Genomic DNA, 13,791 nt, shown 5'->3' with positions numbered 1-13,791 from the left:
TCGGCGTGCCTGCGGTCTTTCCAAGGCGGGGAGAGAGCGAGCGAGGACGTGTAGGCGTGCGGGGCAGGGGAGAGGACGGGGACTAGAATTAAAAGCGTCAGAGTCGACCGCACCGGCCGCCCCAACCCGAAAGGCACGCCATGACCACCTCACCCGAAAGCTCCGCCGCAAACACGGCACCAGAGAGCGCTACTTCCGAAAAGTCCGCTGCGAAGTCCGCCCAGCTGCGCGGCCGCACCGAACCGCACATGCAAAGCATCAACATGCCGCAACGCGAACCCATCGACCCCTACGAGCGGCCCTCCTACCCCTTCTTTTACGTGCCCACCGACCTGCTCCTCGGCGGCAGCTGGGTCACCGGCGACAACGGCTCCTTCCCCGTACACAACCCCTCCTGTGGCCAAATCCTCGCGCACGTCGCCGACGCCAGCGTCGAACAGGGCATCGAAGCACTCGACGCCGCCTGCGACGCCCGCACCTCATGGGCGGCAACCAGCGTCCGCGAACGCGCCGACATCCTCAACCGCGCCTACACGCTCATGACGCAGCGCACCGAAGTCATCGCCCGGCTCATGACCCTCGAAATGGGCAAGCCCCTCGACCAGTCCCGCGGCGAAGTCGCCTACGCCGCGAACTACCTGCGCTGGTACGCCGAAGAAGCCGCCCGCAGCTTCGGTCGCACCGCCGTCGCCCCCGAATCCGGCCTGCAGATCACCACCGTGCGCCGCCCCGTGGGCCCCTGCCTGCTCATCACCCCCTGGAACTTCCCGCTCGCCATGGCGGCACGCAAGGTCGCCCCGGCGCTCGCGGCGGGCTGCACCGTGGTGCTCAAGCCCGCCTCTCTGACCCCGCTCAGCTCCCTGTACTTCGCGGACCTGATGCGCGAGGCGGGCCTGCCGGACGGCGTGCTGAACGTGGTGACCACCTCCCGCACCAGCGAGGTTGTCTCCGCCCTGATGGCCGATGAGCGCCTGCGGAAGGTCTCGTTCACCGGCTCTACCGCCGTGGGCCGCACCCTGCTCGCACAGGCCTCGCAGAACGTTCTGCGCACCTCCATGGAACTGGGCGGCAACGCACCGTTCATCGTCTTTGAGGATGCGGACATCCCCGCCGCCGTGGAGGGTGCCTACGCGGCGAAGATGAGGAACATGGGCGAGGCGTGCACTGCCGCCAACCGATTCATCGTGCACGAGGACGTTGCCGAAGAGTTCACGCGCGCCTTCGTGGAACGCATGGAGGCGACCGTCGTGGGTGACGGAACGGTCGACGGAACCGATTGCGGACCGCTAATTCAACCTTCAGCGGTTGAATCCATGCTTTTTATGGTGGAAGACGCCCTGGGCAAGGGTGCGCTCCTCGCCTGCGGCGGTTACATTCCCGAGCTTGAGGAGAACGTTCCGAGCGATACCGGCGGCATGCCCAAGAACCTCAACAAGGGCAACTTCATTCGCCCCACCGTGGTGACCGGCGTGACCGATTCGATGCGCGTGTGGCGTGAAGAAATCTTCGGCCCCGTCGCCCCGATTGCCACGTTCAGCGGCTACGGTGAGGAGGGTGAGCGCACCGCCCTGAAGCTCGCCAACGACACCGAGTACGGCCTGGCGGCGTACGTGTACACGAGCAACCACCTGCGCTTTACGCGCATGGCGGCGGGCCTGGAGTTCGGTCTGATCGGTTACAACTCCGGCGTCATTTCGAATGCGGCGGCCCCCTTCGGTGGCGTGAAGCAGTCCGGTGTGGGTCGCGAGGGTGGCCCCGAGGGTCTGGAGGAGTACACCGAGCTGCAGTACATCGGCGCGCCGAACCCGTTTGCCGGGTAGGCTGAAATACTAGTTATGGCGGAGCCCCGGCGGGTACCTGAGAAGGTGCCCGCCGGGGCTCCGTGCTGTCTAAGTCATGCGCGGGTTTTAGAGCTGACGCAGTGCGCGCAGCTCGCGGCTGAAAGCATCCGAGGGCCCCTTGCCGCACGAGTTGGGGCGCGGCTCAAGGGTGACCCGCTCGAAGAAGGTGACCCAGGTGCGTCCGTCGGTGTGGGAGGTGAGCGCCGCCTCCATGGTGGGGTTCTCGATAGAGAGTTCGGAAGTGTCTACCGAGGGGTTGATGCCTGCCTCGCGGAGTACGCTCAGTGCCTCCTGTACCGATGTTTCACGTGAAACCAAACCTCCAGAGGTTACTTCTTCACCCTTTTTCTCCAATTCAAGGCGAACCGCGACCTCCGCCGCCTGCTCCACCGGGGTATCCGTACTGCGACCACGCAGACCGTGCAGGGACGGAATAGAACGACCCGCCAGCGACAGGTACGCCGCCAGCGCCGAAGGCTCCGAGAGACGACCGTAGGTGTAGCCGGTGGGCAGCATAATGCCGACCGGGGCGAAGCGGTGGCCGCCTGTATGCGAGCACTCCCAAACCGTGTTCGCGGGCAGAACATCCGCCAGGTGCGCCGCAATGGGGCGACCGCGCAGGGCACAGCAGCGGTCACGCTTGGAGTGGGTGCACACGAGAATGGCGGGGGAGTCCATGAGCTCCGCGCCGGTCGCCTGAATCAACTCCTGCGGGTTGTCCAGGGGCAGTTCAAGGAGCTGCTCGGGGGTGCTCACGCTGAACGAGTAGAGCTTCTCCTCACCTGGAGCGCAGAGCGCGTAGAGCACCCGGTGGGTCGGTGCGCCGGATGCATCCGGTGCGCCGTGTAGCACGCGGCCCTCCCTGCCCGGCTGGCGGATCAGCAGGAACTTCAGGCCAGCCTGCGAGACTGCCTCGCCCAGTGCCGCCGAAAGCTCCTCACCCAGTGCGGAGCCATCCAGTACGTCACGGCCCCACTGCCCCACGTGTTCGAGTGCCAGCCAGGCGGTGGCGCGTCCGGCGGTGCCGCCGAGCGCCTCGTCGTCGTAGAGGGAGCAGGAGTCCTCGGGAATCTTGGTGGCACGGGTGCGTGAGGAGAGTTCGTCGGCGTGCGCGGCACGCAGGTTCTTCAGCTCGGCGGGGTTGGTGGCGCGCGGCTCGGGGGTTGCGGGGGTGCAGGATTCAGTCATGGTTCCTCGATTCTACGCCTGCAGACTGTGGGGGCACTAAAGTGCCCAAAAATCGCCTATAAACCTAAAAGACAACCTTATGAGGGTGATTTTTAGGGGTTATCGGGTGGTCAACTACTCAGGAAGGAGCGCCAAAGCGACGCGGTAGAGGTGTTCCTTTTCCTCGGGGGTGCCAAAGAAGGAGCGGAGCATAAACCCCTGGAAGACCATCATGAAGGCGTCCGCGGTGTCGCGGGCGTAGTCGGTGATGAGCGCTTCCTGCTCGGGGGTGCGCTGCGCTGGGTCGGGGTCGATTTCGTGCAGGACGCTCAACTGTTCGACCGCCCAGGGGGTGAGGGTCTGGGTAATGATGCCCTGCAGTAGGGGAATGATGTCCGTGGTTGCCCTGGCGACTTCGGGGGCGTGGAGCGATTCGAGGCGGATGCGCAGCATGGCGGAGAAGTTCTCGTTGACCAGCTGGTTGGTGTAGATGGTTTCGAGGATGTCCTGGGGGCCTGCGCCTTCCGGGAGGGCGGCGTAGAGTTCCTTGACGTTGTTGAGGCGCTCGTTGATGGCGCTGATGAGGATGTCTTCTTTGCCGGAGAAGTGCGAGTAGATGGACCCGGAGGACAGCCCGGAGGCTTTGATGATGTCGCTCATGGAGGTGTTGGTGTAGCCGTGGTCGAGGAAGCAGTCGATGGCGGCTTCGATGATTTGGGCTCGGCGGGCGGCTTTGGTGGCGTCTGTTAGTCGGGGCATGGTTCCAGTCTAGGGGGTTTGGGTCTCGGAAGGCATAAACGCAATGCTAATTCTTTTTGTGACATTACAAACAAAATAGCTATTTTGTTTGCGCGCGAGCAAAACCAGGAGTAGAGTTCTAAACCGTAAACGAAATAAGCATTTTGTTTGGAGATTGTCATGAACAACGAAACTGCCACCGCAGTCACCGCAGAAGCAGTGACCGCCGCAGCCACCCAAGCTGCCGCATCCCAGAAGATCGCGGCAAAGAGCATTGCAGAAACAAGCACGCAAGAAACCACCGACCGTTCCTCCTGGATCAAGGTCATCAGCACCTCCCTGCTGGCATCCTTGATCGTCGCGGTTGTTATTCTCGCCTTCACCTGGCCCACCAAGACCATGGAGGCAAAGAACCTGCCCGTCTCCATCGCGGGCCCCGAAGTGACCGTCAGCCAGTTCGAACAGTCCCTCAAGGACAAGGGCATCGAGACCTTCGAGCTGAAGCAGGCATCCTCCCGCGAAGAGGCCGAGCAACAGATCAAGCAGCGCGAAACCTACGGCGCAATCATCTTCACCGAAGGCGCCGCACCCGAGGTGCTGACCGCCCCCGCCGCAAACGCCGCAGCAACCCAGATGCTCAACGGCGTAGCCACCCAGCTGAACGCACAGATTCAGCAGAAGGCGCTGACCGCCAAGACCGAGGCACTCACCCAGGCGGTGCAGGCCGGCGGCGAGCAGGGTGCGCAGGCTGCCGCCCAGCTGGAGCAGATGAAGGCGCAGGCCGAGCAGGCCTCCGCGATGACCGTGAAGACCACCGCGGTGGTGCCTCTGAGCGATAGCGACACCTCCGGTTCCGGTATCGCTATCTCCGCATTTCCGCTGGTCATTGGCGGTATTCTCGGCGGTTCCTTCTCCGTACTGCGCGTGAACGGCACCTGGCGCCGCTTCGCCACCGCAACCCTGTACTCCGTCATCGGTGGTGCACTGACCGCCCTGATTCTGAACGTCTGGTTCGGCATCATCCCCGGCGACTTCGCAACCCTGTGGGCTGCGTTCGGCGCTACCTACCTGGCGACCGCCTTCTTCATTGTGGGTGTGGGTGCACTGTCTTCGCCGCTGATTGGTCTCGCTGTAGGCGCGGTCATCACCATGTTCATTGGTAACCCGATTTCGGGTGCCAGCATGCCGAGCGTGTTCCTGCCCGGTGCGTGGGGGCAGATTGGTCAGATGATGGTGCCGGGTGCCTCATCGACTCTGCTACGTTCGATTGCGTACTTCCCGGAGGCTACAACGAGCGACCAGTGGCTGGTGCTCGGCTCCTGGATTGCGTTCGGTCTGCTGACCGGCGTGATTGGCTGGGCTCTCAAGGAGCGCCGCACCGCAACGGTGAAGGCATAACCGCCTCGGGTTGGATAACCGGCGCAATGTAGCCGGTAAAACATAGCCGGTGCAACGCAAGAAGGGTGTGTGCCGTGTTCAGTGAACACGGCGCACACCCTTTCGGCACACCGACTATTACCGGCTGTTATTCGCTGTTACTGGTTGTCGAGGACGTACTGTTTGAACTGCTCGTCCCGGCGTTTGAATTCTTTGAGTTCATTCTCCAGGGCTGCCTGGTTCTTGGCGACGAGCGGCTTCTGGTACTGCGCCTCTAGGTCGTAGAGCTTCTGCGAACGGCCTACATCCTGATTGCACTGCGCCTGGATGGTGGCGATTCGAATTTCCTCTTCTGAGGGGGTGGTGCTATGAGGAATGTTCTTTTCTTCCTTGACGGTCATCTCACTATCGGGGGTGAGGCCCTTGTCCTTGACGCATCGCTTCCACTCGTCGTCGAGGGATTTTTTGAGCTGTTGATCCCCAGCGGCGTTTCGAGCATCGGTCTCCACACGCCTATACGTGGCGGAGCCGAATGGTGACTCTCCAATTTGCTTCATCTCATTGTGGGCGCGCTGATAGCATTCGGTGCTGACATCCTTCCCGGGGTCGGAGGAGGCTGCAGGGGAGGACAGATCCAGCGTATTCGAGTCGTCGCTCTTGTGGAGGCCGTACTTTTGGGCGTACTCAACGTTCCAGATTCCGTAGGTCCTGCCGAAGTTCCTGCCGGCCCCCTCGGTGCGGACAAACATCTTGTAGTGCTGCCCGTGTTCGGCAAAGCACTTTTTGCGGGCGAGCTCAAGGGCCTTGGTGAAGTATTCGTCCTTGCCGTCGGTGTTGTAAGCGTCCAGGGGTAGGATCACCTGGTCATTTTCTACGTCGAAGATTGCTCGGGCGCTTTCATCCTTCTCCAACGTGGGACCAAAAGAGCAAGAGGACAGCACAGTGCTGATGAGGGCAGCCGCCAGAAGCTTTTTCAAAGCTGACATGGTGTATATCCAATCTGTTACGGGGAGCCCGTGGCGTCGCGGCCACAACCCCCCCCGTAGACCACGTGAACTAGTGGCCTTGAGAACACTTCTTGAGAAGGTGACTTAACAATACCCCTAGTGGATGCGGGTTTGCGCTCAACAGGCTGGTGCGTGCAATAGAAAATTTTCTGCCGCATGGCGGGTTTGGTGCCGGTTGCGGAGCGGTTCGGCGAAGCCATGATGGAACCCCGCCGAAACCACGGCAAAAATACGGCGGAATCACTGTGAAAACGGCGGAGGGGTAGGAATCGCAGGCGGACGCACCTGATTTGATGCCCCGCCCGCCTCGCGCCACAATGAACACATGACCGCAGAAGACACCACCACACTAACCAGCGCCAGGCTCGACCTCTGGCTCTGGTCGGTGCGCATCTTTAAAACCCGCTCCCTCGCCGCCGACGAATGTAAAGGCGGCCACGTGCGCGTCAACGACGCCCCCGCCAAACCCTCCCAAAAACTCAAAAAAGGCGACGTGGTGCGCGTCCGCTACCCCGGCTGGGAACGCGTCTTCAAAGTCGAAGAACTCCTCGTCAAACGCGTAGGCGCACCCATCGCCGTCACCTGCTACGAGGACCTCTCCGGCCCGCGCCCCGCCTACCTCTCCATGCCTCCGGTCGCCAAACGCGAACGAGGCAGCGGCCGCCCCACCAAGAAGGAACGCCGCGCCCTCGACGAACTGCGCGGCCGAGGCGCCTAACCGCGCATCTCGCACGCCCATCTCGCAGAGTGCACCCCGCCCCGCGCGCAGGCACCCGCCGCGGCGGCGGGGAGTAGCCTAGAGGAATGAGCACACAGAAGCATCAGAATACTGAACCCGGTAGCACTGCGTCCGGCGCGCCCGCGAAGAATACCGCGAATACTGCCGCGAGCCCCAGCGCGAATGCCGCCGTGAACACAGCCGAGCCTTCGCTGAACCGGCGCATCCTCGCGCTCGCCGTACCCGCCTTCGGCGCGCTCATCGCCGAACCCATCTTCGTGCTCACCGACTCCGCCCTCATCGGCCAACTCGGCAAGGCAGAACTTGCGGGCATGAGCATTGCCGCCACGCTCGTCACCACGGTCGTGGGCCTCATGAACTTCCTCGCCTACTCCGTCACGCCCGCCGTGGCGCGCGCCTTCGGCGAGAAGAACCTGCGCCGCGCCTGGCAGATCGGCGTGGACGGCGTGTGGGTCGCCTTCGGCCTCGGCATGCTCCTCATGATCGCCGGATACGCCTTCGCAGACCCGCTGCTGCGCGGCCTTGGCGCGACCGACGAAACCATGAGCTACGCCCTCGACTACCTGCACCACTCACTCTGGGGCATCCCGCCGATGATGATTATCCTCGCGCAGGTCGGCACGCTCCGCGGACTGCAAGACACCGTCACCCCGCTCAAAGTCGCCACGGTCGGCACGCTCGTGAACATTGTGCTGAACTGGCTGCTCATCTACCCGGTCGGCTGGGGCGTTGCCGGTTCGGCGACCGGCACCTCCCTCACCCAGTGGGGCATGGCTGCCGCCCTCGGGGCGGTCATGATGCGCGGCACCCGCGAACACGCCGTCCGCTGGGCACCCGACGTAACCGGCATGCGCTCGGTGCTCTCGCTCGGCTCCTGGCTCATGCTGCGCACCCTGTCCATGCGCATCGCCTCCCTGCTGACCGTGTTCGTCGTGGCGCGATTCGGCACCGAACACACCGCCGCCTACCAGCTCGGCATGGGCGTATTTAACCTCTTCCTCTACGCCCTGGACTCCCTTGCCATCGCCGCCCAGGCGCTACTCGGCAAGGAACTCGGCGAACGCGACCTTAACGTAGAATCCGAGCGCGTGAAGGTGCGTCAGCTGAAAAACCGGCTGCTCCGCATGAGCCTCATCTACGGCGTCATCACCGGCCTGATTTGCCCGCTTATCGGCTTCTTCGGCTCCTGGATGTTCACGCAGGACGCGCAGGTGGCGTTCCTCTTCACCATCGCCACCGTCATCATTGCGCTCGGCCAGCCCATCGCCGCGTACGTGTTCACCCTGGACGGCATCCTCATGGGCGCGCAGGACGTGAAATACCTGGCGATTGGCTGCTTCATCATGCTGGTTATGTACGTGCCGGTCATGCTCGGCCTGCACTGGGCTGTTGGCGCCGGCACCATGGATGCGCTCGCCGGGTATTGCGGCTTGTGGGCGGCGTATATTCTGTACTTCCAGGGAATCCGCGCGGTCATTTTTGGTCGCCGCGCCTCCTCGGATGTGTGGATGAAGGCGGGTGCCGAGTAGGGGCATCATAGGGGGTGCTCGGGGTACCAGCCCATCGGATTCTTACACCCGGTAACATGACACCGGCAATACGACCCCGGCGCTCGCGGGCGTATTTCCTGCGGGCGTAACTGACCACATTTTCCGCCACCCGCACCCTCCGCAGGTGTAGCATGACAGGATATTGAAACCCTCATGCAAAGGATGAAACCGTGACCGTAACCCGCGAAGAAGCCCTCGAAATTTTCGCCCGCCGCCGCGCAACCCGCGCCTACGACCCCGACCGCCGCGTCAGCGACGAAGACTTCGCCGCAATCCTCGAATTTGCGCGCCTGTCGCCCAGCTCCGTCGGCACCGAGCCGTGGAAGTTCCTGGTCATCCAGGACCCCGAACTGCGCGAAAAGCTCAAGCCGATCGCCTGGGGCATGGCGGGCGCCCTCGACGACGCAAGCCACCTGGTCGTACTGCTGGCGAAGAAGGGCCTGCGCTACGACACCCCGTGGATGCGCCGCACCCTCGAAGGCCGCAACCTCACCGAGGAGCAGATGGAGGCCGCACTCGAGCGCTACGGCAGCTTCCAGAAGAACGACATGAAGATCCTGGAAAGCGACCGCGCGCTCTTCGACTGGGCGTCCAAGCAGACCTACATTGCCCTGGGCAACATGATGACCGGCGCCGCAATGCTCGGCATCGACTCCTGCCCCATTGAGGGTATGAACTACGAAGCAGTGAACGAGTTGCTCGCCTCCGCTGGCCTGTTCGACCCGGAAGAGTTCGGTGTGTCCGTGGCTGTGACCTTCGGTTACCGTGCCCACGAAATCGCACCGAAGAGCCGCCGCTCCATCGAGGACCTGGTCACCTGGGCCTAGGTTCTGCCGGGCTGTTAGCTCGGGCTATCGGGTGGGGCGTTTGCGCTAGATGTTTGTGCTGGATGCTCAAGCTAGGTGTTCAAGTTAGACGTTCAAGCCGCCGCCCGTGAAAACTAAATATAAAGAAATGCACCGCCTTTACACGGGCGGTGCATTTCTTTATATCTTTTACCGTGCAAAAAGCACGGTGAGATATGCTTTTGAAATTTTCGTTTGAAATCGCGCGCAGCGATTCATTCTGTATAACGGCAGAGCGCTACTTCCTAAACGCCGTCAGACGCATAGAATTCAGCACCACAAACACCGAACTAAACGCCATTGCCGCACCCGCAATCATCGGGTTCAGCAGGCCCGCCACGGCAACCGGAACAGCCACCGAATTGTAGGCGAACGCCCAGAACAGGTTCGACTTAATGGTGCGCAGCGTAGCGCGGGAGAGACGCAGTGCCGTCACCACCGAAGCAACATCCGAACGGGTCAGCACAATATCGGCGGCCTCCGCGGCAACGTCCGTGCCCGAACCCATCGCAATGCCCAGCTCAGCAAGAGCCAGCGCCGGGGCGTCATTCACGCCGTCGCCGACCATCGCCACGCGGTGACCGGCCTCCTGCAGCTGGCGCACCACCTGCGACTTACCCTCGGGGGTCACGCCGGCGTACACGTTCTCAGCCGAAATACCGACCTGCGAGGCAACCGCCTGCGCAACCTGCGGGGCGTCACCGGTGAGCAGGATCGGCTCCAGGCCGAGCTCACGCAGCTGCGCCATGGTTTCTGCCGCCTCCGGCTTGGGGGTGTCGGCAACCGAAATCATGCCGACCGGCTGCAGAGCGGAGGTGCTGCTCGGGGCCTCATCAGGGGCCTCGCCGCGGGCAACCACCACGGTCGTTAGGCCCGCCCGGCGAGCCTGATCCAGCAGAGCCAACTGAGCCTCGCTCAGCTGCGCACCCGCCGCCTGCAGGTACTCGGGAGTACCCACAACAACCAGCTGGGAGGTACCATACTCGGCACCACTCTCAGCGCCTTCACCCGCGCCGCTCAGCACGCCGCGCACGCCTCCGGGAACACCCTCAAAGCCGCTCACGCTCGGCGCCGAAGCGCCCTCCGCCAGCATGCCCTGCTCACGGGCAAAACCGGCAATCGCGCGGGCAATCGGGTGCTCACTCAGCGCCTCCACGGCGGCAGCATCACGTAGAACAGATAGGGAACGTTCATTCTTGGAACCGGTGGATTCCGGCGAAATACCGGACAAGTCACCCGCCGACTCATAGTCACCAAACGTACCGTAGAACGCCACAGACATCTCACCAGTCGTCACCGTACCGGTCTTATCCAGTACCACGCGATCAACCGTGCTCGTCGCCTCCAACACCTGCGCATTACGAATCAAAATGCCCAGCTGCCAGCCGCGCCCCGTACCCGCCAGCAGTGCCGTCGGGGTCGCCAAACCCAGGGCGCACGGGCAGGCCACCACCAGTACCGTCACCGCCGCATTAAACGCCGTCGCACCGTCACCGGAAATCAGCCACCAACCGACCAGAGTCAGCGCCGAAATCGTCAAAACCACCGGCACAAACACCGCAGAAACACGATCCGCCAGGCGAGCAATCGGAGCCTTCGTCTCCTGCGCGCTCGCCACCAGCTCACCCATCTTCGCCAGAGTCGTCTCAGCGCCCACGCGGGTTGCACGCACCGTCAACGAACCAGACGTATTCACCGTCGCACCCGTGACCGCATCACCCGGATGCACCTCAACCGGCACAGATTCACCCGTCAACAGGGACGCATCCACCGCGGACGAACCCTCAACCACCACGCCGTCCGTGGCAATCTTCTCGCCCGGGCGCACCAAGAACAGGTCATCCGGCATGAGGTCCTCCACCGGAACCTGAACCTGCTTCGTCACGCCCTGCTTATCGGTGCGCAGCAGAGTCGCCTCCTTCGCACCCATACTCAGCAGGGTGCGCAGCGCCTCCGAAGAACGATCGCGAGTACGGTGCTCAATCGCGCGACCAATCAGCAGAAACAGCGTCACCATGGACGCTGAATCAAAATACAGCGGCGCATGGTTGCCGGTAAACATCGACCAGAAACTACCGCCCGCATGATGCACATGCGCCGTCAACGCCGGGTTCATGAGCAGCTGCGCCAGCGAATAGAAATACGCCAACACCACGCCGAGAGACACCAGCGTATCCATCGTGGACGAGCCATGACGCGCATTAATAAGCGCCGCTCGGTGGAACGGCGCAGCACACCAAAACGCAACCGGCGCCGTCAGAACCGCCACAACCCAACCCCAATTCGGGAACTGGAACGACGGGAACATCGAAATCAAGAAAATCGGCACACCCAAAATCGCCGCATAAATAATGCGGTCAGTGAAGCCGCCATTCATGCTCGGAGTGCTGTGATGGTTGCCGCCGCCGGATGCGTTCGTGTTCGTTCCAGCGCCCGCACGCGGCCCGTTCTTAAGGTGCGCCGTGTAGCCGGCATTGTTGATGGTCTCAACAATCTGCTCGTCGCTCACGCCCTCAGGTACGATGACGCGCGCCGACTCCAGTGGCAGGTTCACTGCCGGGTCAACACCGGGGATTTTGCGGAGCTTACGCTCCACACGACCCACGCAGGATGCACAGGTCATACCCTGAATATCCACGTGGATGATTCGGGTTGACTCCGTTGATTTTACGGTCGTTCCGGTGGAATTAAAAAGAGAACGCTCACTCTGTGATGAGGGCTCACGGGTGCTTGTTGAAGGCTGTGTAGAAGACACAATACTTCCTCAAAACTCAAAAACGGGAGGGTAGAAAAAAGGTACACCAAGCCGGGGGAGGGGCCCCGAAGGACCCCGCCCCGGACGGTGTATGGTGCAGTATCGGGACGCGGCATCGAACGCGCGCGAGGGCGAAAGCTACGGTGGGAGTAAGGCTGTGGCGGCTCAGTGGTCGCCGGGCAGACCATCCGGCCTGCTCGTATGCGGACGAATACCGGTCACCTTCGCGCCACGATCAGACACACCGTAGGCACGCTTCACGGCAGCCCGCGGGAACGGCGAAACGTTCGCCTTCTCACGCGCCTTCACGCCCTGCTCGTGCTCGGCGGAACGCTTATTCGCGCTCGTGCCGCTACGTCGCGCGGCGCCGGGCGCATCCTCACGTGCCGTATATTCGGGGCTCTGCTTCACCCACGAATCGACCAGCGCCGCATCCAGATTCATCTGCCTGGCCACGCGAGTGATCGCGTCGCGCAGGTGCATGTTTTCGGTGCCGACAAGGGTGCGAACCGCGCCAACAACCATCGCAATGTACTGCGGAGGGTAAGCCATGATGACTCCTAATCGAGCCGGCTGCCGCGCTAGATGGCGGGGGTGAAGCCAGCCTCCACGATAGCGTCCGCGACAGCCTGGGTGTTGAGGGTGCCCTCGTGCTCGATGGTCAAGGTGGAGACGCCGTCCTTGACGACGTCCACGGTCACGCCGGTCACGCCGGGAACTTCGCTGACCTCTTCACTGACGCTCATAGCGCAGTGGTTGCAGGTCAGGCCGGTTGCCTTAACGGTGGTGGTGCTCATGATGATTTCCTTTCGGTAATGGGTTGAAAACTTGGGTCCGCCCGGTGTTTAGGAGCGGGGCGTTTAGCTGCGCATGAGGCGGGAGATCGCGGCGGTTGCCTCTTTGACCTTGGCCTCTGCGATGGTCGGGTCGCCGGTGCGTTCGGATTCGACGGCGGCGCCGGTCACGCAGTGGCCGATGTGCTCTTCGAGCAGGTTCAGGGAGACGGCGTGGAGCGCCTTGGAGACCGCGGCAACCTGGGTGAGGATGTCGATGCAGTACTTGTCTTCATCGACCATGCGGGCGATGCCGCGGACCTGCCCTTCGATGCGGCGCAGGCGCTTGAGGTGCGCCTCTTTATTGGAGGCGTAACCGTGCTGGGTTTCGGGTGTCTCGCCGCTGCAGCATGCGCCGGTGTGCGCCTCGGACTGTTCCTTGGCGGGTGCGTCGGATGCGGTGCTGATCTGGGCGGATGTGCTGTGGCAGCACTGGTTGCTGGTGGTTTCCATGGCTCCAGTATATACCCTATGGGGGTATACTGCAAGGGGGTGTTACGAGTTGTTACGCGGTGAGGATGCGGGCTAGTCGGGGAGGGGCTTGTCGATAGGGGGATTCTTCGATAGGTTACGGCCCTTTCGATAGGTTAGTGACTTTAACGCGGGTTAAAGACCCGCGGCGAAGACACTAACCTATCGAAAGTTCCCCCGGTCCTCCCTTATGAACGGCGAAAAGCCACATGTGTTTCGAGAAGCCACCAAAGAAGTGGCTTTTCGAAACACATGTGGCTTCTCAGCATAAGACCCACGGGGCTGATTTACATGTCGGGCCAGTCGCGGTGCAGCGAATACTCCGTATCCCCGTCACCATTGTCGTTCAGATGCCAACGCTGACCGGTGCGAATATCGGCCTTACGCAGGCGCGGGTTCGGGTTATCTTTCTTGCCCATCGTTGGGTCGTTCTTGCAGCCCCAGCGAGTGTCGTCGTAGCTGCAGTCA

The 13,791-nt window shown here is 62.4% G+C and carries 12 protein-coding genes and 1 pseudogene; 5 read left to right on the top strand and 8 right to left on the bottom strand.

Going from position 1 to position 13,791, the window contains the following annotated elements; genetic code table 11:
* Nucleotides 1–140: 140 nt before the first annotated feature.
* Nucleotides 141–1,820 carry an NAD-dependent succinate-semialdehyde dehydrogenase gene (locus HMPREF2682_RS06180; protein ID WP_070832362.1) on the top strand — a complete coding sequence of 560 codons (1,680 nt, stop codon included), beginning with the start codon at nucleotides 141–143 and terminating at the stop codon, nucleotides 1,818–1,820.
* 87 nt (nucleotides 1,821–1,907) lie between these two features.
* Here the strand turns inward: HMPREF2682_RS06180 and HMPREF2682_RS06175 are convergent, their stop codons facing one another.
* Nucleotides 1,908–3,029, bottom strand: a complete 1,122-nt coding sequence (locus HMPREF2682_RS06175) for a sucrase ferredoxin (RefSeq protein ID WP_070832359.1) — start codon at nucleotides 3,027–3,029, stop codon at nucleotides 1,908–1,910.
* A gap of 114 nt (nucleotides 3,030–3,143) precedes the next feature.
* Nucleotides 3,144–3,767 (bottom strand): TetR/AcrR family transcriptional regulator, encoded by a 624-nt coding sequence (locus HMPREF2682_RS06170; protein ID WP_070832356.1) that lies wholly within the window; start codon nucleotides 3,765–3,767, stop codon nucleotides 3,144–3,146.
* Between the two features lie 159 nt (nucleotides 3,768–3,926).
* Between HMPREF2682_RS06170 and HMPREF2682_RS06165 the strand changes: the two genes are divergently transcribed.
* Complete coding sequence (locus HMPREF2682_RS06165) at nucleotides 3,927–5,144, top strand: ABC transporter permease (RefSeq protein WP_246827262.1); 1,218 nt, start codon at nucleotides 3,927–3,929, stop codon at nucleotides 5,142–5,144.
* 137 nt (nucleotides 5,145–5,281) lie between these two features.
* Here the strand turns inward: HMPREF2682_RS06165 and HMPREF2682_RS06160 are convergent, their stop codons facing one another.
* Nucleotides 5,282–6,109: a UDP pyrophosphate synthase gene (locus HMPREF2682_RS06160; protein ID WP_070832350.1), complete on the bottom strand. Its 828-nt coding sequence runs from the start codon at nucleotides 6,107–6,109 to the stop codon at nucleotides 5,282–5,284.
* Between the two features lie 346 nt (nucleotides 6,110–6,455).
* Between HMPREF2682_RS06160 and HMPREF2682_RS09290 the strand changes: the two genes are divergently transcribed.
* From HMPREF2682_RS09290 to HMPREF2682_RS06145, 3 genes are all read left to right on the top strand, one after another.
* The gene (locus HMPREF2682_RS09290) at nucleotides 6,456–6,848 is read left to right on the top strand and encodes an RNA-binding S4 domain-containing protein (RefSeq protein WP_083321767.1); all 393 of its coding nucleotides are present in this window, start codon (nucleotides 6,456–6,458) and stop codon (nucleotides 6,846–6,848) included.
* An 86-nt stretch (nucleotides 6,849–6,934) separates the two neighbouring features.
* Entirely contained in the window at nucleotides 6,935–8,398 is a 1,464-nt protein-coding gene (locus HMPREF2682_RS06150; RefSeq protein ID WP_083321766.1) for an MATE family efflux transporter, read from the top strand.
* 191 nt (nucleotides 8,399–8,589) lie between these two features.
* Complete coding sequence (locus tag HMPREF2682_RS06145; RefSeq protein WP_005507916.1) at nucleotides 8,590–9,246, top strand: NAD(P)H-dependent oxidoreductase; 657 nt, start codon at nucleotides 8,590–8,592, stop codon at nucleotides 9,244–9,246.
* A gap of 256 nt (nucleotides 9,247–9,502) precedes the next feature.
* Here the strand turns inward: HMPREF2682_RS06145 and HMPREF2682_RS06140 are convergent, their stop codons facing one another.
* The 5 genes and pseudogenes from HMPREF2682_RS06140 to HMPREF2682_RS09400 form a co-directional block, all read right to left on the bottom strand.
* Entirely contained in the window at nucleotides 9,503–11,902 is a 2,400-nt protein-coding gene (locus HMPREF2682_RS06140) for a heavy metal translocating P-type ATPase (RefSeq protein WP_256370767.1), read from the bottom strand.
* A gap of 282 nt (nucleotides 11,903–12,184) precedes the next feature.
* Complete coding sequence (locus HMPREF2682_RS06135; protein ID WP_049350207.1) at nucleotides 12,185–12,571, bottom strand: hypothetical protein; 387 nt, start codon at nucleotides 12,569–12,571, stop codon at nucleotides 12,185–12,187.
* Between the two features lie 29 nt (nucleotides 12,572–12,600).
* Complete coding sequence (locus HMPREF2682_RS06130; RefSeq protein WP_049350206.1) at nucleotides 12,601–12,816, bottom strand: heavy-metal-associated domain-containing protein; 216 nt, start codon at nucleotides 12,814–12,816, stop codon at nucleotides 12,601–12,603.
* A 63-nt stretch (nucleotides 12,817–12,879) separates the two neighbouring features.
* A complete protein-coding gene (locus HMPREF2682_RS09600) occupies nucleotides 12,880–13,305 on the bottom strand; it encodes a metal-sensitive transcriptional regulator (RefSeq protein WP_070832342.1) in 426 nt (141 codons plus the stop codon).
* A gap of 305 nt (nucleotides 13,306–13,610) precedes the next feature.
* Nucleotides 13,611–13,791: pseudogene (locus tag HMPREF2682_RS09400) on the bottom strand (peptide ABC transporter ATPase); the annotation flags it as partial.

This window comes from Rothia sp. HMSC061D12, from assembly GCF_001836735.1.
Classification (GTDB): Bacteria; Actinomycetota; Actinomycetes; order Actinomycetales; family Micrococcaceae; genus Rothia.
Note: the sequence above shows the minus strand (reverse complement) of the source record. Positions and strands in the feature narration are given on the sequence as shown.

Coding starts and splice junctions, on each gene's coding strand:
- HMPREF2682_RS06165 (WP_246827262.1), top strand. CDS start 3,927: ATGAACAACGAAACTGCCACCGCAGTCACCGCAGAAGCAGTGACCGCC.
- HMPREF2682_RS06130 (WP_049350206.1), bottom strand. CDS start 12,816: ATGAGCACCACCACCGTTAAGGCAACCGGCCTGACCTGCAACCACTGC.
- HMPREF2682_RS06180 (WP_070832362.1), top strand. CDS start 141: ATGACCACCTCACCCGAAAGCTCCGCCGCAAACACGGCACCAGAGAGC.
- HMPREF2682_RS06170 (WP_070832356.1), bottom strand. CDS start 3,767: ATGCCCCGACTAACAGACGCCACCAAAGCCGCCCGCCGAGCCCAAATC.
- HMPREF2682_RS09600 (WP_070832342.1), bottom strand. CDS start 13,305: ATGGAAACCACCAGCAACCAGTGCTGCCACAGCACATCCGCCCAGATC.
- HMPREF2682_RS06175 (WP_070832359.1), bottom strand. CDS start 3,029: ATGACTGAATCCTGCACCCCCGCAACCCCCGAGCCGCGCGCCACCAAC.
- HMPREF2682_RS06150 (WP_083321766.1), top strand. CDS start 6,935: ATGAGCACACAGAAGCATCAGAATACTGAACCCGGTAGCACTGCGTCC.
- HMPREF2682_RS06135 (WP_049350207.1), bottom strand. CDS start 12,571: ATGGCTTACCCTCCGCAGTACATTGCGATGGTTGTTGGCGCGGTTCGC.
- HMPREF2682_RS09290 (WP_083321767.1), top strand. CDS start 6,456: ATGACCGCAGAAGACACCACCACACTAACCAGCGCCAGGCTCGACCTC.
- HMPREF2682_RS06160 (WP_070832350.1), bottom strand. CDS start 6,109: ATGTCAGCTTTGAAAAAGCTTCTGGCGGCTGCCCTCATCAGCACTGTG.